Origin of the sequence: Bradyrhizobium sp. SZCCHNS1022, assembly GCF_032484835.1 — a bacterium.
In the GTDB taxonomy this organism is placed as follows: domain Bacteria; phylum Pseudomonadota; class Alphaproteobacteria; order Rhizobiales; family Xanthobacteraceae; genus Bradyrhizobium.
This window is the reverse complement of the sequence record NZ_JAUETT010000001.1, coordinates 1,432,300-1,454,266: the sequence shown is the minus strand read 5'-3', so window position 1 is coordinate 1,454,266 and position 21,967 is coordinate 1,432,300. Positions and strand designations below refer to the sequence as shown.

Annotated in this window: 14 protein-coding genes; 7 read left to right on the top strand and 7 right to left on the bottom strand. The window is 65.3% G+C overall.

All coding sequences use genetic code 11. The features are described from left to right. Positions 1 to 114: 114 nt before the first annotated feature. Positions 115 to 588: a hypothetical protein gene (locus QX071_RS06525; protein ID WP_315701706.1), complete on the bottom strand. Its 474-nt coding sequence runs from the start codon at positions 586 to 588 to the stop codon at positions 115 to 117. Positions 589 to 790: 202 nt separating this feature from the next. Between QX071_RS06525 and QX071_RS06520 the strand changes: the two genes are divergently transcribed. Continuing rightward, on the top strand, positions 791 to 1,099 hold the full coding sequence (locus tag QX071_RS06520) for a hypothetical protein (RefSeq protein ID WP_315701707.1): 309 nt from the start codon (positions 791 to 793) through the stop codon (positions 1,097 to 1,099). 126 nt (positions 1,100 to 1,225) lie between these two features. Here QX071_RS06520 and QX071_RS06515 read toward each other — a convergent pair whose 3' ends face one another. Further along, the gene (locus QX071_RS06515; RefSeq protein WP_315701708.1) at positions 1,226 to 2,413 is read right to left on the bottom strand and encodes a hypothetical protein; all 1,188 of its coding nucleotides are present in this window, start codon (positions 2,411 to 2,413) and stop codon (positions 1,226 to 1,228) included. 135 nt (positions 2,414 to 2,548) lie between these two features. On the opposite strand from QX071_RS06515, the gene QX071_RS06510 reads away from it, so the two are divergent. The 3 genes from QX071_RS06510 to QX071_RS06500 all read left to right on the top strand — a co-directional run bounded on the left by QX071_RS06510 (position 2,549) and on the right by QX071_RS06500 (position 5,496). Then, entirely contained in the window at positions 2,549 to 2,971 is a 423-nt protein-coding gene (locus tag QX071_RS06510; protein ID WP_315701709.1) for a PaaI family thioesterase, read from the top strand. A gap of 199 nt (positions 2,972 to 3,170) precedes the next feature. Continuing rightward, the gene (locus tag QX071_RS06505; protein WP_315701710.1) at positions 3,171 to 4,181 is read left to right on the top strand and encodes an aldo/keto reductase; all 1,011 of its coding nucleotides are present in this window, start codon (positions 3,171 to 3,173) and stop codon (positions 4,179 to 4,181) included. Between the two features lies 1 nt (position 4,182). Beyond that, positions 4,183 to 5,496 (top strand): tetratricopeptide repeat protein, encoded by a 1,314-nt coding sequence (locus tag QX071_RS06500; RefSeq protein ID WP_315701711.1) that lies wholly within the window; start codon positions 4,183 to 4,185, stop codon positions 5,494 to 5,496. A 7-nt stretch (positions 5,497 to 5,503) separates the two neighbouring features. On the opposite strand, the gene QX071_RS06495 is transcribed toward QX071_RS06500, so the two are convergent. Further along, entirely contained in the window at positions 5,504 to 6,469 is a 966-nt protein-coding gene (locus tag QX071_RS06495; RefSeq protein WP_315701712.1) for an NAD(P)-dependent oxidoreductase, read from the bottom strand. Positions 6,470 to 6,622: 153 nt separating this feature from the next. Then, entirely contained in the window at positions 6,623 to 7,924 is a 1,302-nt protein-coding gene (locus QX071_RS06490; protein WP_315701713.1) for a Xaa-Pro peptidase family protein, read from the bottom strand. Between the two features lie 116 nt (positions 7,925 to 8,040). On the opposite strand from QX071_RS06490, the gene QX071_RS06485 reads away from it, so the two are divergent. Beyond that, complete coding sequence (locus tag QX071_RS06485; RefSeq protein ID WP_315701714.1) at positions 8,041 to 9,108, top strand: LacI family DNA-binding transcriptional regulator; 1,068 nt, start codon at positions 8,041 to 8,043, stop codon at positions 9,106 to 9,108. Positions 9,109 to 9,120: 12 nt separating this feature from the next. Here the strand turns inward: QX071_RS06485 and QX071_RS06480 are convergent, their stop codons facing one another. From QX071_RS06480 to QX071_RS06470, 3 genes are all read right to left on the bottom strand, one after another. Beyond that, positions 9,121 to 10,599 (bottom strand): D-aminoacylase, encoded by a 1,479-nt coding sequence (locus QX071_RS06480; RefSeq protein WP_315701715.1) that lies wholly within the window; start codon positions 10,597 to 10,599, stop codon positions 9,121 to 9,123. Positions 10,600 to 10,766: 167 nt separating this feature from the next. After that, positions 10,767 to 11,030: a hypothetical protein gene (locus tag QX071_RS06475; protein ID WP_315701716.1), complete on the bottom strand. Its 264-nt coding sequence runs from the start codon at positions 11,028 to 11,030 to the stop codon at positions 10,767 to 10,769. A gap of 60 nt (positions 11,031 to 11,090) precedes the next feature. Then, positions 11,091 to 17,468: a non-ribosomal peptide synthetase gene (locus QX071_RS06470; protein WP_315759774.1), complete on the bottom strand. Its 6,378-nt coding sequence runs from the start codon at positions 17,466 to 17,468 to the stop codon at positions 11,091 to 11,093. Between the two features lie 213 nt (positions 17,469 to 17,681). Between QX071_RS06470 and QX071_RS06465 the strand changes: the two genes are divergently transcribed. Together QX071_RS06465 and QX071_RS06460 are read left to right on the top strand one after the other, a co-directional pair. Next, a complete protein-coding gene (locus QX071_RS06465) occupies positions 17,682 to 21,152 on the top strand; it encodes an adenylate/guanylate cyclase domain-containing protein (protein WP_315701718.1) in 3,471 nt (1,156 codons plus the stop codon). Beyond that, positions 21,149 to 21,940 (top strand): protein-L-isoaspartate O-methyltransferase family protein, encoded by a 792-nt coding sequence (locus tag QX071_RS06460; RefSeq protein ID WP_315703110.1) that lies wholly within the window; start codon positions 21,149 to 21,151, stop codon positions 21,938 to 21,940. Before QX071_RS06465 ends, QX071_RS06460 begins: the two co-directional genes overlap by 4 nt. The last annotated feature ends 27 nt before the right edge of the window (positions 21,941 to 21,967 follow it).

Here is a 21,967-nt window from a genome sequence, read left to right as displayed (position 1 = left end):
GCTCCGGTCAACCCATCCGAAGGACTGCAGGCCGGACCGGCTCGCCGCACCGCCTGATTTTGTGCTGGCGAGGATCGTCGCCGGATGTCGGCCGATAAATACTGCTCCCCGGTCTCACCGGAACGTCATGTCCAGGCATTTCGAAATATCAGAGCCCAACCCGGAGGAGATGGTAATGCAGCCGCGGACCTTCTGCTGGGTGGTGTCGGCCACCCAGATCGAATAGCCGCCGTTGCCGAAGAAGGAGTTGGTGTTCGCCGGCTCGGTTTCGGTGGCATCGAATTCGTAGTTGGAGTCGGTGTCGAAGACGCGCGGCTTCTGGGCGCAGCCGCCATCGGCTTGCACGTTGATGACCTCCTTGTTGTCGCGCGTCAGCGACAGCGACATCTGGCAGCGGTAATATTCTGAAGTCTTGACGTTGAAGACATAGCTGTAGGATTTGCAGGTTGCCGTGTTGAGCTTGCCGGCAGACAGGCCGCGGCTGCAGGCGATCCGCTGGTTGCTGGATAGCTTGAATTGATCGGCCTGCGCTGCCGGAACCAGCGCCACCAATGCCAACCCCAAACCGATCTTCGTGACGAGGTTCATTCGAATCATCCCTGCACGCATTTGCTTTGCGGTTCATTTCTAGACGATGGCACCAACATAGTCGCGAGATCCCGGGTGAAAAGTCGTAAAATGAATCGCTAGGCGGTGCGACAAACTCGCCGCTACCCTGCATTGGCGGGGCAGATGACGTTCGTGATTTGTTCGATGGGGATAGCGGCCGACGGGGCTGTGGGAGGATCAGATGACGAGTTTAATATCAAAGACATTTGTGACGGCCGGCCTCTTCGGCCTGGTGGCGGTCACGGCCTTTGCGGCGCCCGCCGCGCCTGTTCCGTGGGAGCTCAAGCCGAACATGGGCTATGCCTATGGCAAGGACGGCAAGACGCTCGCCTATAAGATGGGGACCAGGAACGCCGGCATGCTGTTCAAGGGGGCCAGGAAGGTCCCCAAGGGTACGTTGTTCTTCCTCGGCGAGAACGGCCAGCTCTATATGCGCACCGGCCCCTATCTGGAGGGGGACGGCAGCTTCTCCTTCGGCGCAGACGAATAGAGCTTCGTCGCTGGCGCGAGCGACCTCCGGACTCGGTAGCGGTGCTCACCCAATCCCACGTGGAAGAAGGAGGTGAGCCAGCGCATTTGCGCCGGCGCTTTCGTCCAACTCGTCCTGTTGGCCGCGCTAAAATGCCGCGGCCAATTCCTTCGCGCCCGGCAGGTTGCTGAGCGAATCCATCCTGGCGTCAGTGACCGCGAGCAGCTTCGCCACGGTGTTATGGCGGACCGCGACCGGATTGCGCTCATAGCCTGAGCGCTGGAAGAAGTTGGTGGTCGGCACCTGGTCGCGCATCGCCAGCGGCATGGTGACCATGTCGAAGCCGGTGCCGTCTCCGGTCAGGTTCATCATCTCGAGCTCGGCCGCGGTCAGCGGACGCGTGTAGCCCTTGGCGCGCGCGAACAGCACCGAGGTGAGGAGTTTATGAGTTTGCAGCATCGGGCCGACATCGATGTCGAGCACCATCGCATGCATGGCCCAGCCCTGCTCGGTGTCGCCGATCTTCTCGTGCGCCGACCAATCGTCCGGCACCGAGCGCGCGATCGCGACCATCTTCTTCAGGACCGAGAGCTTGCGCTCCATCGCCGCCCGAGCCGGGCCGGACGCCTGGGCGACGCGCTCCCCCAACAACCGGATGAACAGCGGTCCCTGCTCCGCCAGAAGCTCGACGCTGTTGGTGGTGAGCAGCTGATTGTAGCCGACCGCGGTCGAGATCGCACGATTGGCCTTGAAACCGGACTGCGAGTCGTGCCGGCCGTTGCCGCCGGTCTCGAACGCATAGACCCGCACCGCCTGCTCGCGCGTCAGCCCGCTCGCGGCGGCGAAGCGGGCATAGGCACGCTTGAAATCGATGTCATTGGCCGGTTGCTGCGGCTGCCATTGGAATTGCTCCCGTGCCGCCTTCACGAGATCGGCGACGACAGGGATGTATTTGCGCTCGCGCGGCGGCGGTTCCTGCTCGGGCTCCGGATTCACCGGCCGCTTCGGCCCGGTATAAACCGGCGGCTGCTCCAGGACGTAGTCGTCCAGCGTGATCGGCTGGTGTTCGCGCCGCTTGGCATTTCGACCGCGCCGCTTCTCTGCGATGGCCTTCCAATAGGCGCCAGCCTCCTGCTCGAACGCGGCCCTCGCCTCCTGATATTCGGCAAGCTTGCGGCGATAATCGGCGATCGCCTCCGGCGAAGCGGCTTGCGCCATGGCGTCCGCAGCCGCCCGCAATGACGCGTTCGGCCCGGCGGCGAGCGCCGGCGGGGCTGCGAGCGACAGCCCGCAGGCAAGTATCAACAGGGATGCGCGAATCGGACGATGGAGCATGGCTCGGTTGTAGCCGAAACCGCGGCGACTTCCAGACGGAGACCGGCCGATGGCAGCTTCCGGGAACTTGACGCTGCAGGAACCGCCGGCGATGACGTCTTTCGAGCAGCCGTAGCAGGGATGGAACCGCCGCCGATGAGTCAGAAGGTCGCAACCAGGATGATTTCCGACGGCTGGGAGATCGTAGACACCACGGGCTTCCTGCACCTGATCGGGCCGCTGTGGCAGCGTCAGGTCGAGGGTGCTCTCGAACACGCACTGGTGACCGAGGACAAGCATCACAATCGCCGGGGCCTGGTCCAGGGCGGCGTGATCATGACGCTGGCCGATCGCAGCTGCGGCATGACCGCGCGCCACGTCGCCGGCAAGCCGCACATGGCCACCGTGCAGTTCGACACCCATTTCGTCGAAGCCGGCAAGATCGGCGAAATCCTGATTTCGCGGCCACATGTGGTGCGCACCACGCGCAGCCTGGTCTTCATCACCACCGAGATCACCGTCGAGCACCGCGTGATCGCGATGGCGAGCGGCGTGTTCAAGATCCTGAAGAGCGAGTGATGGCTTGGCCTTCACTCCGTCATTCCGGGGCGCGAGTGAAACGAGCGAACCCGGAATCTCGAGATTCCGGGTTCGATGCTTCGCATCGCCCCGGAATGACGCGTCCACCCGCTTGCGCTCGCAATGACGCGCTGAGAGATCTATGTTTCCATCCGATCTCCGCGTACGCGGCAAGATAAAGCAGGACAAGGCTCACCCCATGCACTACCGCCAGCTCGGCCGCAGCGGCCTGAAAGTATCGCCGATCTGCCTGGGCACCATGATGTTCGGCGGCCCGACCGACGAGGCAACCTCGGCCCGCATCATCGCCGGGGCTCACGACGCCGGCATCAACTTCATCGACACCGCGGACGCGTACAACAAGGGTCTCTCCGAGCAGGTGGTGGGGCGCGCCATTGCGAATGACCGCCACAGCTGGGTCCTTGCCACGAAGCTTGCCAATCCGATGGGCGACGATCCCAATCGCGCCGGGCTGTCGCGGCGCTGGGTGCTGCAGGCGGCAGATGAAAGCCTGGCGCGATTGGGCACCGACCACATCGACATCTACTATCTGCACAAGGAGGATCACGCGACGCCGCTGGACGAGACGGTACGCGCGATCGGCGACCTCATGCGGGCCGGCAAGATCCGCTATTTCGGCGTCTCCAACTATCGCGCCTGGCGCTTGGCCGAGATCTGCAACATCTGCGACCGGCTCGGCATCGACCGTCCGGCGGTCAGCCAGCCCTATTACAATGCGATGAACCGCATGCCGGAAGTCGAGCATCTGCCGGCCTGCGGCTACTACGGTCTCGGCGTGGTGCCCTATAGCCCGCTGGCGCGCGGCGTGCTGACCGGCAAATACAGCCCCGATGCTCCGCCGGCCGAGGACAGCCGCGCCGGACGCAACGACACCAGGATGATGCAGACCGAATGGCGGCCGGAGTCCCTACGGCTCGCCCAGGAGATCAAGCGCCACGCCGAGGCCAAAGGCTTCACCGCCGGCCAGTTCGCGGTCGCCTGGGTGCTGAACTCATCCTTTGTGAGCTCGGTGATCGCCGGCCCTCGCACCGAGGCGCAATGGGACGATTACCTCCGCGCGCTCGACTACCCCTTCGCGGCCGATGACGAGGCATTGATCGATCGCCTCGTCGTCACCGGCCACGCCTCGACGCCGGGCTACAACGATCCGGCCTATCCGATCGAAGGCCGCAGGCCGCTGGTGGGCTGATATGGACGAGGATCGTTACGGGCTGCCACTGTCGACCACCTCCGCCGAGGCCGCTACGGCCTATCGCGAGGGCGTCGATCTCCTGCTCGCATTCTGGCCCGGTGCTGCCGAAGCATTCGAGCGGGCGATCATGCGCGATCCGGAATTCGCGCTGGCCCATGCCGCCCGCGCTCGGGTCCACGCCATCTATCAGCAGCGCGAGCCTGCCCTGCAGACCATCGGACGCGCGCGCGAACTGGTCGAACGGCACGGCACCGCACGCGAGCGGAGCCATGTCGCGACGCTATCGCTCGCCATCCAGGGCCGCAGCGCGGAGGCGCTGACCGCGACGTTGTCGCATCTTGCGAGCTGGCCGCGCGACGCGATGGTGATGGCACTGCCGCTCGGGGCGTTCGGCCTGCTGGCATTCTCCGGCCGTGCCGATCATGACGCCGCCCGGCGCGAGCTGTGCGACAGCTACGCAGACGCCTATGGCGATGACTGGTGGTTCAAGTCCAACCATGGCTGGGCGCTGACCGAGGCCGGCGAGCTCACGCGAGGGCGCGCCATCACCGAGCGCAGCTTTGCGCTGCGTCGCCAGAACGCCTATGTCGTACACGCGCTGCTGCATGCGATGTTCGAGGAGGGTTCGATCGGCGAGGCCGACGCGCTCGTGACCGACTGGATCGACGACTACGACCGGACCGGCATGCTGCACGGCCATATCCGCTGGCATCAGGCGCTCGGTGCACTGGACCAGGGCGACTCCGCCAAGGCGCTGGCCCTCTACTCCGACGTGCTCGCGCCGGCCATGGTCTCCGCGCCGCCGCTCAACGCGCTCTCCGACTGCGCCTCGCTGCTGTGGCGGCTCGCGGCAGACGGACAATCCGTACCGCCCGGCGCCTGGACCGATCTATCCAGCTATGCACACAACCGCTTCGCGGGGTCGAGCCTGCCGTTCGTCGAGATGCACCTGACGCTGATCGCAGCAGCGACGCATGATCGCGCCGCGCTGAGCGGACGGCTCGCTGCGATCGAACGACGCTTGGCCGAGGGCAAGCTCGCGGCCGGTCGCATCGTTCCGCACATGGTGCGCGCGCTGCGCGCGTTCGCCGAGAGCAACTGGCGCGCCTGCGTCGATCAGCTCACCCCCGTCATCGGCGATCTCGCCAGGATCGGCGGCAGCCATGCCCAGCGCGAGGTGATCGAGGACACCTACATTCTGGCACTGATCCGCAGTGGCAAGCTCGCGCGGGCGCGTGCCGTGCTCGATGCTCGCCTGCACCGCCGCCCCTCGGCACGCGACACGCGGTGGCGGGCATTGGCGAGCGCGTAGGCCTCGACTATCCTTCCGTCTCCAGCCCCGTCGGCATCGGCACGTTCTCAGGCTGCAATTTGATGCCAGCGGCGAGCGCGACGGTCTCGAGCAGCGCGGCAAAGTCCTTTTCCAGATAGCCGGCGGGATCGGGCTGCAAGCTGGCGGCGCCGACATGGGCCTGCAGCGCCTCGCGCGTGGCCGCCGTCACTGGCATCGCCACATCGAGCTGACGCGCCGCCGAAAGTCCGAGGTCGAGATCCTTGCGCAGCAGCGCCGGCGTGAAGGTCGTGGTCCAGTCGAGATTGACCAGCGCATTGCTCTTGTACTTGGTGAAGGTCGAGCCCATCACGCTCGCATTCATGAAGTCGAGGAAGGCATGGCGCGGCACGCCGGCCTTCTGCGCCAGGATCGTGATCTCGGCGAGATTCTGGATGACGACGCCAAGGAAGACGTTGTGCGCGATCTTGCAGATGCGCGCGAGCTCGCCGTCGCCGACATAGGACACGCCGGAAGCCGCGATCTTCGCCAGATACGGCGCGACCTGATCGAACGCCGCCTTCGATCCCGACACCACGGACGACAGCTTGCCGGCCTTGACGCATTTGCCGTTGCCGGAGACCGGCGCGCGCACGAACTCACAGCCTTTCTCCTTCAACCGGGCCGCGATCGCCTCGGATTGTTCGACGCCGATCGAGGAGCAATCGACCAGGATCTTGGGCCGCGTGCCAGAGCTGGCGGAGACCAGGCCATGCTCGCCGAAATATACCTGCTCGAGATCCTTGGCCGTGGAGACCATCGAGAACACGATGTCGCAAGCGGAAAGATCGCTCGGGCGATCGACGATCACGCCGCCCTTGGCGGCGAGCGGCTCTGCCTTGGCGCGGGTGCGGTTGAAGATCGAGACCTTGTGGCCGGCCTTCAACAGCCGTTCGGCCATCGGAAAGCCCATCCGGCCCATGCCGATCCAGCCCAGCGTGTGCGTCGCCGTCATTGTCATCTCTCCGTCCTACTTACGACGGCTTCCGTCATTGCGAGGAGCGAAGCGACGAAGCAAACCAGAGTCATGTCCACCGCCCTGGATCGCTTCGCTCGCAATGACGAAAGCGCCAAAACAACAACTTTATTGGTCGCCAAGTCCTTTTGCTCAATAGCGGTTGGCGATCGGCAGCTCTTCCGCCGGGAATAGCGTGATCACCTGGCAGCCCTTGTCGGTGACCACGACCTCTTCCTCGATACGCGCCGCGGAGTAACCGTCGGCGGCGGGACAATAGGTCTCCAGCGCGAACACCATGCCGGTCTTGATCTCCATCGGATTCTCCAGTGAGACCAGGCGGGAGATGATCGGACGCTCATGCAGCGCAAGGCCGAGACCGTGGCCGAATTGCAGGCCGAACGCGGCCATCTCGGATGGAAAGCCGAACTCCTCCGCCTTCGGCCAGACCTTGGCGACCGTATCGGTCGAGACGCCCGGCTTGATCAGCGCGATCGCGTTGTCGAGCCATTCGCGGCACTGCTTGTAGGCATCGTGCTGCACCGGCGTGGCGCGGCCGACATTGAAGGTGCGGTAGTAGCAGGTGCGGTAGCCCTGGTAGGACTGCAGGATGTCGAAGAAGGCCTGGTCGCCGGGCCGCAGGATCCGGTCGGTGAAATTGTGCGGATGCGGATTGCAGCGCTCGCCGGAGATGGCGTTGATCGCCTCGACGTCGTCGGAGCCCATCTCGTAGAGCAGCTTGTTGGCGAGCGCGACGATGTCGTTCTCGCGCACACCCGGCTTCAGATGCTCGTAGATCGAATGATAGACGCCGTCGACCATGGCCGCGGCCTGGTTCAACAGCATGATCTCGTCGATGTTCTTGATCTCGCGCGCGTCCAGCATCACCTGCTGGCCATCGACGACCTTGATGCCGGCCTTCTGGAGCTCGAAGAACATCGCGGTCTCGGCGAGGTCGACGCCGACGGGCATGTCGGCGACGCCGGCGGAGCGCAGCAGGCTCATCACCTCCTCGGCATGCGCCTTCATCAGCCCGACCGCAGGCGGCACGGTGCCGCGCATGCCGAGCATGCCGGCGCGGCAATTCTCCGGCGCAAGCCAGTCGCAGAAGATCCGGTGATGCACGGCCGCCGAGCCGAAATCCCACACGATCGGCTCGCCATCGCCCGCCAGCAGCGCGAAGCGGCAGAGCTTGTCGCGCTCCCATTCGCCGATCTTGGTGCCGGAGACGTAGCGGATGTTGTTCACGTCGAACAGCAGCAGCGCGCCGCAGCCCGACGCCTTCAGCGCCGCACGCGCGCGCGCCAGCCGGTAGCGCCGCAGCCGGTCGAAATCGACACGGCGTTCGAAATCGACCGAGACGTGGCCATGCGAAGGAATGGCGCGGTTCCAACGCCAATGCGGATCGAGATGCTCGGGACTGACAAGATGCGGCTTGAGAGCGCTGGCAGTCATCTGCGGATCTCCGGCTTGCAATCGATTGCAAATGCGGGTTTATTGCAGATGGCCGAAAGCTGTCAAGGCGGACGGACGTTCAAACGTCGCTGCGACGCGGCATGAAGATCACGCAGATGAAACGGAACCCGCTGCCATCGCCGCGCAAGCGCGCAACAAATTTCTCGGCGCGCCCGACCATCAAGGACATCGCCGAGCGCTGCGGCGTGCATCCCTCGACCGTGTCGCGCGCGCTGAGCCCGGCCATGAGGCATCTCGTGGCGGACGATGTCGCGCAGCGCGTTCAGCGGATCGCAAACGCCCTTGGCTATCGCCTGAACACGGCGGCCCAGGGCCTGCGCACCGGGCGCAGCGGCCTGATCGGCGTGCTCGCGCCCGATATCGCCGACCCCGGCTTCCCGCCGATCCTGTCCGGCATTGCCGAGCAGCTCGAGGCCGCCGGCTATGCGACCATCGTCGTCGACGTCGGAGCAAACGGCTCGCAGCAGGAGTTGATCGATCGCCTGATCGCCCGCGGCGTCGACGGCCTCGTACTCGCCACCGTCGGCTTGCGCGACGGAATCGTAAAGCATTGCCTGGATGCGGCACTGCCGGTCGTGCTGGTCAACCGGGTCGATGCCGGCGCGCGGCTGCCTTCAGCGGCCAGCGACGACGAAACAGGCATGCGGCTTGCGGTCGATCATCTCGTCGGTCTCGGCCATCGGCGCATCGCTCACGTCGCCGGGCCGGCAAACGTCTCGACCGGCGCGCGGCGCCGCGCCGGCTTCGAGGCCAGCGCCAAGCAGCTCGGACTAACTGCGGACGGCATCATGGTGGAGACTGCCGCAGCCTATACACGCGAGGCCGGGCGAGCTGCGGCGCTAAGGCTGCTCGACCGCAAGGCGCGCCCCAGCGCGGTCGTCGCGGCCAATGACCTGCTGGCGCTCGGCGTCTACGACGCGCTCGCCGCACGCGGGCTCAAGTGCCCGCAGGACATCTCAGTGGTCGGCCACAACGACATGCCCTTCGTGGATATGGTCTCGCCGCCTCTGACCACGGTGCGCATCGCGCAACGTCAGATGGGCGAAGCGGCAGCCCGGCTCCTGCTCGACCGCATTGCAAGTCCGGCGGCGAAACGCGAGCATGTCGTGCTGGCGCCGAGCCTGATCGTGCGCGGCTCGACGTCGGGACCTGCGCAGCGCTGACGGTAACGGATGTTATTGGAGCGCTTTGCCGTCCGGCATGGCGCGCGTGATCACCTGTCCGGCGTTGGCGCCCTGATGTACACCCTGTGACCAAGTGAGCGCGCCGTTGACGATGACGGCCTCGATGCCAGCGGCGGGCACGCAGGGCTCGTCATAGGTCGCGGTGTCTCGCACCGTGGCCGGGTCGAAGATCGTGATGTCGGCGCGGTTGCCGACCGCGATGGTCCCGCGCTCCCGGATGCCGAAATTCGCCGCAGTCAGCCCGCTCATCTTCCACACCGCGGTTTCCAGCGAGAACAGATTGAGCTCGCGGCAGTAATAGCCGAGCACGCGCGGGAACGTGCCCCAGAGCCGCGGATGCGGCCGCTCGCCGAACGGCAGCCCGTCGGAGCCGATCATGGTCGGCTCGAACGCCAGGATGTTCTGCACGTCGGCCTCATCCATCGAGAAGTAGATCGCCGAGGCCGGCTGCAGCCGCTTCGCGGCTTCGAGCCGGTCGACGCCCCACTCGGCGGCGATGTCCGAGAGATCGCGGCCGGCCATCTCCGGATGCGGCTTGGAGGCCGCGACGACCACCTTCACCTGCAGCTTGGCAGGATCGAGGTGCAGCATCGTCGAGGAGGCGTTGTAGGGATAGCAGTCGAGCGCGACGCATTGGCACTGCATCGCGCCACGGATCATCGGCAGGGTGAGCTTGGATTTGCCGAAATTCGCCGGCCCCGCCAGCTTGTGATGTGAGATCACCACCTGCACGTCGAGTGCCCGGCCGATCGCAAAGCTCTCCTCGAGCGACTCGGCACAGCGATCCGCCTCATTACGCATATGCGTTGCATAGACCGCGCCTGTCCCCGTCAAGGGACGGCAGACCTCGATGATCTCTTCGGTCGGCGCCGCTTCCGCCGGCGGGTAATAGGTGCCCGTGGAGATGCCCAGCGCGCCGGCATCCAGCGCCTCCTGCACCAAGGCGCGCATTTCGGCCACCTCTGCATCCGTTGCCGCACGGCCGAGGTCGCTCATGACGGACGCGCGCAGCGCGGTGTGCCCGACCATCGGCGCAACGTTGACGGAAGCCGGCGCCGCACGCAGCGCAGCCATATAGGCGGCGAAGGTGGCGAACTCGGCCTTGCGGCCGTCGCCGGCGGCAAGCAGACCCAGCGGCATCGGCCGCGGCGTTCCCGGCTTGAGCGGGGCGATGCTGACGCCGCAATTGCCGGTGACGACGGTGGTCACACCTTGCGAGATCTTGCAGACCATCTGCCGGTCGAGCAGCACCGCGCCGTCATCATGGGTATGGGAATCGATAAAGCCCGGCGCGACGATCTTGCCGTCTGCATCGATCGTCCGGTGAGCAGACTGGCCAGCGAGATCGCCGATCGCGGCGATACGGCCGTCGCGAATGCCGACATCGGCAGCAAATCGCGGCGCCTTGGTTCCGTCGATCACGACGCCGCCGCGGATAAGGAGATCGAAGCCCGGGGTCTGCTCAGTCATAATGCCTCGCGCCAGCACCTTCTTGCCGAAGTTCGCAACTCAGCATTCGCAGACATCGGCACGATATCTTGCCCCCCGGACTCCGGCGAACTTCGGACATTGGCGAGTACGAATGGGCGGCAATTGGCGAACTCATCGAATGGACAAGGCGCCGGCGCAAGGCCCGTTTACTTCTTGCCCTTCTTGGGCTTGGCCTTCTTCGCAGACTTCTTGGCCTGCTTCTTCAGTGCGGAAAGACCCTGATTTGCGTTCTTCAGGGCCTCCATCAATTCTTCTTTCTGGCTTTCGAGCATCTTCTGCAGAGCTTCCCGCTCTTCATCGGACAAGGCGCTGAAATCAATATATTTGACAAAGCCCATAGTAACCCCTTCCTTTCGGCTCGCGGTTGCCGATTGCAACGGGGCGCACTGTTGCCCGGCGCCAGCGAACAATCAAGATCGATCCAGCGCTACTCACAGGCCGAACATCCGAGTTCGGCGTCGTCAACCGGTTCAAGCCGCCTGGCGATCGAGCAGTTCGGCCAATGACGTTCGAGAGCCGGCGATGGCCATCTCGAGGATCGCTCTGAAATCCGCCACCCATGTCGCCATGTCGTCGAACGCGAACAGATCGGCCTTGTAGCCCAGCGTGCCGGTGACGCCGGTCGGACGCTCCTTGAGCATCAGGCTCAGCCAGGTCTGATTGACCGGGAGCACCGGCTGGCCTTCGCGGGACACATCTCCGAACGGCTTCACAGCGATGCCCGGCAGCCTCAACGGTTGGCGCAGCGGATTCTGCAAAGTGAAATACACCTGGATCAGACCGGCGGGATCGATGCCGTCCTTTTCGGCCAGCTGCTCGGCCAGAACGTTGAAGGGCAGTTCCTGCCGGGCATGCGCATCGAGCACCGCGCGGCGCACCCGATCGAAGGCTTCAGCAAACGACAGTTCCGGCGTGAGTCGGGTGCGAATGATGACCGTGTTTTCCAACGGCCCGACCACGCGCTCGGTCGCCGGCTGGACGCGATTGGCCATCGAGGTCGCGATACAAATATCCTGCTGTCCGGTCCGCTTCATGAGCACCGCGTTGAGCGCGGTCAGCAGGCCCATGAACAGCGTCCCGTTCTGCGATTTCGCGAACGCGTCCAACCGTTTGATCAGGCTGCGCGTAAGCTGGACGGGCTCGTGGCCAGTGCGTGCGCCAAGCCGCGCTGCGACGCCGCGCCCCCCAGGACCAAACACCGGCGTCGCCGCATGCAGAACCTCGCGCCAATAACACATCTGCCCATCCGCGGCGGCGGTCGTACACCACGCACGCTGCCATCGGGCGACATCGGAGAAGGTCAGCTTGCCCTGGGGCGGAAGCAGCGGCTCGGGTGCGGGCAACGACGAGCAGGTTTGCGAGATCTCCTCGAGCAGCAGCCCGATCGACCAGCCATCGACGACGGCATGATGGAAGGTGATCAGCAGGACATAATCGTCGGCGGCGAGCCGCAACAGCCGCGCGCGAAGCAGCGGAGCATGACTGACATCGAACGGTGTCCAGGCCTCCTGCTGTGCGATCAGCTTCGCAGCCCTCAGGCGCAAACGTTGGCTGGGCCGATCATCGTCGTCAGCAACACCATCGGCCAGATCCTCCACCGACAGGATTCCGGGTACCTGATCGGGAGCGATCACGACCGCGTGAGGCTCGTCGTCACCCCTGCCGAACCCGGTGCGCAGGACGTCATGACGTCTCACTACATCGGAAAGACCTCGCGCGAGCGCGTCGATCTTGATGGGGCCGACAAGCCGGAATGCGAAGGGCAGATTGAACTGCGGCAGCCCAGGCAGCGCATGCTCCATCCTGATCATCTGCGCCTGCGCCATTGAGGCCTGCGGCCCAGCCCCCCGTGCGATCGCCGGAATGAGCTGCATTGGCTGGAGCTGCTGGGCCCGGGCCTGATCGATCCGTTGCGCGAACGCCGTCACGGTCGGCGCCTCGAACAGAACCTTCATCGGCAGAGACAGCTGCAACGCTGCGGCGAGGCGAGCCATGACTTGGCCCGCCAGCAGGGAGTGGCCGCCAAGCTCGAAGAAATTGTCGGTGGCGCCAATGCGGCGTCGCTTCAGCACCTCGGCCCAGATCTCGCAGACGAGCGTCTCGATCGCGTTCTCGGGCGCAATCGGCTCCGGCCCCTCCGTGACATCCGCGATCGGGCTTACCCTCAGGACCGCGCGATCCACCTTGCCATGTGCATTCAATGGCAGCCGGTCGAGAAACAGGAAGGCCGAGGGGATCATATGGCCCGGCAGCTTCGCCTTGATAAAGCTGCGTAGCTCGCTCGCGGTCAGCCGACCGCCAGAGGCCGGCACCACATGGGCGATCAGCCGGATGTCGCGGCCAGCGAGGCCATGCGGTTCGACGATCGCGTGGCGGACCAGCGGGTGATCGAGCAGAACCTGCTCGATTTCCTGCAGCTCGATTCTGTGGCCACGAATTTTCAGCTGGCGATCCATGCGCCCGAGGCATTCGAGCGCCCCGTCCGCACGCCGGCGACCGAGATCGCCGGTGCGATAGAGCCGCGCACCGGCGATGGCCGAGAAGGGATCGGGCACAAACCGCTCAGCTGTCCGAGCCGGGTCATTGAGGTAGCCACGGGCCACGCCGGCGCCGCCGACGCAGATTTCGCCGACCACGCCGATCGGCACCGGCTGAAACTGTCCGTCCAGCACATAGACCTGCGTGTTCGGCAATGATTGGCCGATCGAAACCACGCCGCCCGGCTCCGGTGCAGAGGTCATGCGATGCAAGGTGACGTCATCGGAGCATTCCGATGCGCCATAGGCATTGACCAACGGGATATCCGGAAAGTGCGTCAACCAGCTGCGGCAAAGATCCACGGTCAGCGGCTCGCCGGTTGCAATGACGATGCGCAGGCCGGACAGCGCGCGCGTGATGGCTTGGTCCTCGACCTGCTCCAGCAGCGCGCGCAGCAGCGACGGTACGATCTGCAGCACAGTGATGCCGTGCGCGCCGATCTCCTGCGCCAGCAGGATGGGATCCCTCACCACCTCGGCGGCGCAGACATGAATGCGGGCGCCGACCGTTAGTCCAGCCAGGCACTGCCACACCGCGATGACGAAACTTTGCGGCGCAGTCTGCGCGACTACGTCGCCAGGGCCAAGTCCGAACGCGGCAACCACCGAGGCAAGGTGATTTGCCAGCCCGCGCCGTTCGATCAGCGTACCCTTCGGCCAACCCGACGAGCCCGACGTGTAGATGACATAGGCGAGACCAGTCTCTGCGACGCTCGGCAACGCAGCGCCACCGGACGGAGGCGTCGTGACCAGTTCGTCGATCAGAGCAATCCTCGGCTGAACCTCGGTCGCAAATTGATCCATGACCGGCTGCAGCGCCGCGACCTCGCCCTCCGACGCCAGAATGAAGGCTGCGCCGCTGTCCTTGAGCATATGGACGAGGCGCGCCGCCGGCTGCGCAGGATCGAGACAGAGGAACGCGGCGCCGGCACGATGCACGCCGACCATAGCCGCCAGCAGATGCGGCGAGCGCGCGCCCCATAGGGCGACCACCGCTTCCGGCCCTAGACCCTCGCTGATCAGCCGGCCGGCAATCGCTGCGCTGGACGCATCGAGTTCACGATAGCTGATGCGATGCCCGGCATCGGACACCGCGATCGCCTCCGGCATGCGCGCGACCTGCGCGGCGAGGCCCGCCAGCACATCGCCCTGCGATCCGAAATCGATCCGCGAGCCCGCCGCCAGCTTCAGAACCTCACGCCGCTCCGAGGCGGGCAGCATCTCCAACTGCGTTATCGGCGCGCCCGGATCGTCGAGGGCAGCCTGAAGTAGCGCGTCGAGATGCGCCGCCATTCGCGCAATCGTGCCGGCTTCGAACAGGTCAGTGCTGTATTCGAAGAAGCCGGCATAGGCCTCGCCGGAATCGTTGAGCTCCAGCGTCAGATCGAAGCGCGCGAGTCCCGGATCGACGTCGATGAGATCGACCGACAATCCTGGAAGCGTCGGCGTCGTGGTCGTGGCATTCTGCAGAATGAACATGACCCGAAACAGCGGCGCTGCATCCTGGCCGCGCAACAGCGGCGCGGTCCGCAGCACCTCCTCGATCGGCAGATCCTGGTTGCGATAGGCATCGATGGTGACGGTGCGGACGCGCGCGAGCAGCGCACGGAAACTCGGATCGCCCGATAAATCGGTGCGCAGCACGATCGTATTGGCGAACATGCCGATCAGCCGCTCGATCTCGACCTGGTTGCGGTTGGCGATCAGCGAGCCAACCGCGACGTCGGCGTGGCCGGTGACGCGATAGAGAAGGCCCTGGAACGCCGCGAGCAGCGTCATGAACGGTGTGACGCCTTCGGCGCGGCAGAATGCTCGGATTCGCTCAGACAAAACGGGCGTGAACGCCAGAGCATGGCGGGCACCGCGGCCGCTCAAGCTCACCGGGCGCGGACGATCGGTCCGCAACGGCAACACCGTGAGGCCCTCGAGCTGCGCATGCCAATAGGCCAGCTGTTGCTTGGCGGCCTGGGTGCGTAGCCAACCCTGTTGCCAGGCGACGAATTGGCGATACTGGATCGCAGGCGGTGGCAGCCGATCGGCCGAAAGGCCGCAATGGCGCCCGTAATGGGCGCCCAGCTCCTCCCAAAACAGCCGCTGCGACCAGCCGTCCGTCGCGACATGGTGGATGCGGATGACGAGTGCATGGTCGGCGTCAGCCAAATGAAACAGCCAGGCCTGGAATGGCGGCTGCTGCGCAAGGTCGGCTTTCGACCGCATGATCTGCAGCACTTCGTTGCGCACCACCCCATCCCGGTCGGCGGCCGGAGTGTCGCCCAGGTCGATCCGATGCAGCTCAGCCGGCGCTGGCTGAGCGATTTGAACCCGCCTGCCGCGCCGCTCGGAGAAGGTGCTGCGCAGGGTGTCATGGCGCCGGCAGATCTCGGCAATGCTGGCGTCGAGAGCCGCAACGTCGAGCGGACCTGTGAGCCGCACGGCTTCCACGACATTATAATGACAGCCTGTCGGATCGAGATCGGCCAGAAAATGGATTCGCTGCTGCTGGAAGGAGAGCGGTGCTGCGACCTCATAGGCGGCCGGGGCGCGCCAGCCTGGTGCGGCGATTGCCCGCCTGCGCGAGGTTGCCTGCAGCCGCGCGGCGAGGGCCGCCACCGTCGGTGCGTCGAATACATCCCGAAATGACAGCGTGACCCGAAGCTGGTCGCGCACGCGGGAGAGGAACTGCGTCACCAGGATCGAGTCGGCACCGAGCGCGAACACGTCCTGATCGACACCGATCTCGCTGCACTCGAGCAGTCCAGCCCAGATCCCGGCGAGCTGCATTTCCGCCTCGGTCCGCGGTGCCGACGCGCCCGCCGCCGGCGCGTTGACAGGCGCCGCAAACGTCTCTGCGAGAGCGCTCCGCTTGATCTTGCCGCTCGCTCCTTTCGGCAGCGCCGTCGCGAGATGGATCACGCTGGGGACTTTATATCCGGCGAGCTGCGTCCCGGCGAACTGCCGCAGTTGGTCCGCATCCAACCTCGCTTTTGGCTTCGGGACGATCGCGGCTGCGACCGCCTCGCCAAGCCGTGGATGCGGCATCGCAAAAGCGGCCGCTTCCAGCACGTCAGGGTGACGAAGCAGGACCTGCTCGACCTCCTCCGGCGACACCTTCTGCCCGCCGCGATTGATGATGTCCTTGATCCGCCCGGCGATGAAGAGATAGCCATCCGCGTCGAGATAGCCGAGATCGCCCGTCCTGAACCAGCCGTCACGAAACGCGGCTGCGGTTGCGGCGGGATCATCGCAATAGCCGCGCGTGATGGTCGGGCCGCGCAGCATGATCTCGCCGCGGGCGCCCACCGGGAGCACCCCGCCCTGCTCGTCCATGATCGCGATCTCAGGACCGGCCGACCGCCCGACCGACCCGACCTTGCGGAGCTCGATCGGATTGGCCGCGATCTGCGATGCGCCTTCGGTCATGCCATAGGTCTCGATGACCGGCACGCCGAACAGCGCCTCCAGGCCTTCGAGGACGGCCGGCGCCAGGGATGACGAGGCAGAGCGAATCACGCGCAGCGAACAGTCGGAAACAGAATCGGCCTGCGCTTCCGCCGCCGACAGCAGCGCGCGATGGATCGCAGGCACCGCGGTGTACCAACTCGGCCGCAACTCGCGCAGGCAGGCGAAGAAGCCCTGCGCATCAAAGCCCGACGTGCAGATCACGCTCGATCCGGCGCTCAGCGCCGTGAGCACGCCGGAGATCAGACCATGGGCATGGAACAAAGGCAGCACATTGAGCAGACGGTCTTCGCCCGTCAGCCGCAACACCGCACCCGCATTGTAGGCCGAACGACAGACACTCGCCTGCGTGAGCGGCACCATTTTCGGCCGCGAGGCCGTCCCCGACGTCAGCAAGATGAAAGCGTCGTCCGCTGACGTCGCCACACCCGCTGCCACGGCGGGCCGGATCGGACGGCCGGTCAACACGAAACCTGCACGCTCTCTCGGCGCGATCTCGATGACGGGAATGCCGAGCGTGTGCGCGACGCCACGACTGGCGGACGACATGTCTGCACGCGTCACCAGGGCGGAAAGGCGGAGGTCACTGAAATAGCGCAGCAGCTCATCCGCGGTGAAATCCGGATTGACGGGAACGCAGACCGCACTTGCAGCGACTGCAGTCAAGATGATCGCGTTCTCCGAGCCGCGCGGCAGCATGACTGCGAGCCGGTCGGCGGAGCCGATGCCCAGCGCGCGGAGATCGCGCAAGAGCTCGGACGTGAGCGCCCAGAGCTCCGCATAGCTAACCGCGGCGCCCGTTGGACCAATAATGGCTGCGCGATCGGGACTCGCTGCTGCATGACATTGCAAAAGTGCCCCGATGCTCGAGAAGAATGGCTCGGCGGCTGATCCTGGGGACGACTGAAAATCAATATCTGGCAAATTGGTGCCTTTTCTGAAAGTGTAGGCTATTGTTTTAAACCTTTGAGAGCGTGTCCAGCCCAACGTAGAGCGGAGTCCCCAATTTATCTAATAATGCGGAGACGGTACGTTTGCGGCGACGCTTAAGCCAGACAGGTCGTTATGCCGAAACAAGAGCTGAGCTCCGGACGCGGAGAAGGTTTAGCGCGCTGGCTCGAAGATTTCGGACTTGGCCAATATCACGACCTGTTCGTTCTTCATCGCATCGATCTCGACGTCATCCCCGATCTGAATGAGGCCAATTTCGCCGAACTCGGCATCCCGCTCGGCGATCGCAAGCGGCTGCAACGCGCGGCAGCCTCGCTACGCGCGGCGGCTCCCGAGACTCAAGAGAACTCAAAGAGCGCCGCGCCACGCACGACCGTGCTGGCCGAGCGGCGACAGCTCACCGTCATGTTCTGCGACATGGTGGATTCGACTTCGCTGTCCGAACAGTTCGATCCGGAGGACGTCCGCGAGATCATCGCAAGCTTCCGCGAGACCTGCGTGCGGGTGGTGCGCTGCTACGAAGGCTTCGCGGCCCGCTATGTCGGCGATGGCATTCTGGTCTATTTCGGGTATCCGAACGCGCATGAAGACGATGCCGAGCGTGCGGTGCGCGCCGGCCTTGAGATCGTGCGAACGCTGTCGATGGCGCGGGACGACAAGCCCGCCGGCAAGCCGAGCCACACACCCGCGGTTCGGATCGGCATTGCGACGGGACTCGCCGTGGTCGGCGACCTCATCGGCCAGAGCACGGAGGAGCGCGACTCCGCCGTCGGCGAGACGCTGAATCTCGCCGCGCGGCTGCAGGGGCTTGCGCCGGCCAACGGCCTCGTCATTGCGCAGTCGACGCAGTCCCTGCTCAAGGGCAAGTTCGACTACCAAGATCTCGGCATGCACGCGCTCAAAGGGATCACCGAAAAGATCCAGGCATGGCGCGTGGTCCGCCCGTCTCGGGTCGAAACTCGTTTCGCCGCGATGGGACCGCGACTGACCCGGCTCGTCAATCGCGACGAAGAGCTAACGGTGCTGATGAGCCGCTGGCTGCAGGCCAAGGAAGGCAAGGGCCAGGTCGTGCTGCTGTCCGGCGATCCCGGCATCGGAAAGTCGCGCATCGTGCAGGAGATCCGCGAGAGGGTCGCGGGTGAGCCGCATGGCCATGTGTCGTTCCAGTGCTCTCCTTACTATGTCAGCACCCCGTTTCACCCCTTTGTCGAACAGCTCAAATTCGCCCTCGGCCTCGACTATGACAGTCCCGGCGCGCCGTCGCTGTCGGGACTCGAGGCGACGGTCGCCGCGGCCAAGGGCGATGCGGAGCGCGTGGCGCCGCTGTTTGCGGCGTTGCTGTCGATACCGACCGCCGACCGCTACGCCCGCCTCGACCTCTCTCCGCAACAGCAGAAGGACGCAATGGTGGTGGCGCTGGTCAACCACCTGATCGGCCTGGCCAGCGACCGGCCCTTGCTGGTCGGCTTTGAGGACGTGCACTGGATCGATCCGTCTTCGCTCGAGGTGCTCGATCTGCTGGTGGAGAAGGTCCAGAACGCGGGCATTCTCCTGGTGATCACCTGCCGTCCGGAATTTCAGCCCAGCTGGAAGGCCGATCACCATATGGCGATGCTGACCTTGAGCCGGCTCAACCGCGAGCTGCGGACGACCCTGGTCGAACGTGTCGCCGGCCGCACCGAGCTGCCCCGCGAGGTGATCGAGGAGATCATCGTCAAGACCGACGGCGTACCGCTGTTCCTGGAAGAGCTGACCAAGGCGGTGATCGAATCCAACATGCTGACCGAAAAGCAGGGACGCTATGTGTTCGCGGGACCCTGGCGGCAGCTCGCGATCCCGGCAACGCTGACGGACTCGCTGATGGCGCGCATCGACCGCACCGGGCCGTTCAAGAAGATCGCCCAGGTCGGCGCCACCATCGGACGGGAATTCTCCTACAAGATCCTGAACGCGGTGGCCGACGCCACGCCGGACCATATCGAAGCGGCCCTCGATCATCTCGAGGAGGCAGGGCTGATCGTCTGCCGCGGCTATCCGCCGGAGGCGGCCTACACCTTCAAGCATGTGATGATCCAGAATGCCGCGCATGCAAGCCTGCTGCACAGCGACCGGCGCAAGCTGCACGCCAGGATCGCGCAGGTGCTGGCGAGCCAATATCCCGACAAGGCCGAGCGGGAGCCGGAACTGCTTGCCTATCACCTGACCGAATCCGGCCAGAGCGAACCGGCTGCGGGCTTCTGGCTCAAAGCCGGCCGGCAGGCGGCTCAGACCGGCGCCAATCTCGAAGCCATCGGCCATCTGCGGCGCGGGCTTGGCGTCGTCCAGGGCAATCCGCACATGCCACGGTGCGACGAGATGGAGCTCGAGCTCCGGCTCGCACTCGGGACCGCGCTGATCGCCGCCAAAGGTTATGCGGTGCAGGAGGTCGAGGAGAATTTCGCGCGCGCGCTCGAGCTGGGTCAGCGCCTCGACGACGAGGCCAAGGTGTTCGCCGCGATGCGCGGGCTTTGGGTCTGCCACTTCATCCGCGCCGATCTCAAGAAGGCTCACGATCTCAGCGTGGAGCTGCTGAAATTCGCCAAGCGCGATCGCGCCAATCAAACGCAGCAGGTGGCGCATCACAGGAAGGAATATCTGATCGAGGCGCACCGGGCGATCGCGATGACCATGCTGTATCGCGGCCGGTTCACCGCCTCACATCACCATCTGCAGCGCTGCATCAATCTCTACGGCAGCGATCTTTATGACGACCTGCGTGAGCGCCATGGCATCGATTCCGGCGTCGTGTCGCTGTCCTATCTCGGCTATCTGCTCTGGTTTCTCGGCCATCCCGACATGGCGCGCGAATACAGCGAACGGGCAATTTCGATCGCTGGCACGCTGCGCCATCCGTTCACCTTGGCCTTTGCGTGCGAGTTCGGTGCCTATCTGTGCCAGCATCTGCGCGATGTCGAGGGCACCATGCGGCACGCCGAGCGCGCCTTCGCGATCTCGTCCGAACACGGCTTTCTGCATTACAAATATCAAGCCAGCATCCTCAAAGGCTGGGCCGCCGCCGAGCTTGGCGACATCGATGACGGTCTGAAGCAATTGCAGGCCGGCCTCGATGCCTATGAGGGTACGGACTCCTGGCTCGCCAGCTCCTGGTTCAGAAGCATGCTTGCCTGCGCCTATGTCCGCGCCGGCATGCCCGACGCGGCGCTTCGCGCGCTGGACGGTGCGCTCGCCATGGCCAAGCGCACCGGCGACCATTTCCTCCTGGCCGAGATCTACCGCCTGCAGGGAGACATCACCCTGATGCAAGGCGGCCTGACCGCTGCGCCTGATGCCGAGGAGCTGTTTCGCCAATCGCTCGAAATTGCCCGCGAGCAGAGCGCGTTGTCGTGGGAGCTGCGCAGCTCCGTCAGCCTCACCCGCCTGCTGCGCGACACCGGACGGCAGCAGCAGGCCGCGGAGCTCATCCTGCCGGTGTGCCGCAAATTCACCGAAGGGTTTGAGACGCCCGACATGAAGGACGCGATCCAGCTGATGGACGAGCTCGGCCTGGACAGCAAGGATCAGCCATGGAGCGAGCCGACGGATTGAACGAGCTCGCAGCCGCGCGGCAGCATTACGTCGCGCGCATTGCGGGCCGGGAGCACATCGCCTCCGCGCGGCTGCTTGCAGCACTCGAAGCCGTGCCGCGGGAAGCCTTCCTGCGCAAGGGCCCTTGGCGGATCAGAAGCGAATTCTCACGCAGTTACTACAAGACCGAAAGCGCCGATCCGGTCCATCTCTACGACAACGTGCTGGTTGCGATCGATGCGCGCCGGCGCCTGGACACCGGATTGCCGAGTCTCTGGGCTCATTTCATCGACGTGCTCGACGTCGCGGAGGGCGAGCGCGTGGTGCAGATCGGCTGCGGCCTCGGCTATTACTCCGCGATCCTGTCCGAGATCGTCGGCCCCAAAGGTAACGTCCGCGCCATCGAATGCGACGCGGCGTTCGCCGCGCGCGCCGGGGCCAACCTGCGCAGCTACGGGAATGTCGAGGTCGTCTGCGGCGACGGCTGCCGGGACATCGGCGGCAAGGCCGACGTGATCATCGTCCATGCCGGCTTCACGCAGCCGCATCCGGCATGGATCAACGCGCTGCGGCCCGGAGGACGGCTGCTGCTGCCGCTCACCGGCCCCTCGCGCGAAGGCACCGTGATCAGGATCCGGCGGCTGGACAAAGGCTATCAGGCGGAGGCGATCCGGCGCATCGCGATATTTCCCGGCCAGGGCCGCGGCGGCAGCGCGCTCGACCAACGTGTGGTCGAGTGGTGGGAGCGCGCGGCGGCGATCGCGCCCGTGCGCTTCCGTCGGATCGAGCACGGGCTGCCATGCGGCTGAGCGTGGCGGTGGCGCGCTCAGCTCGCT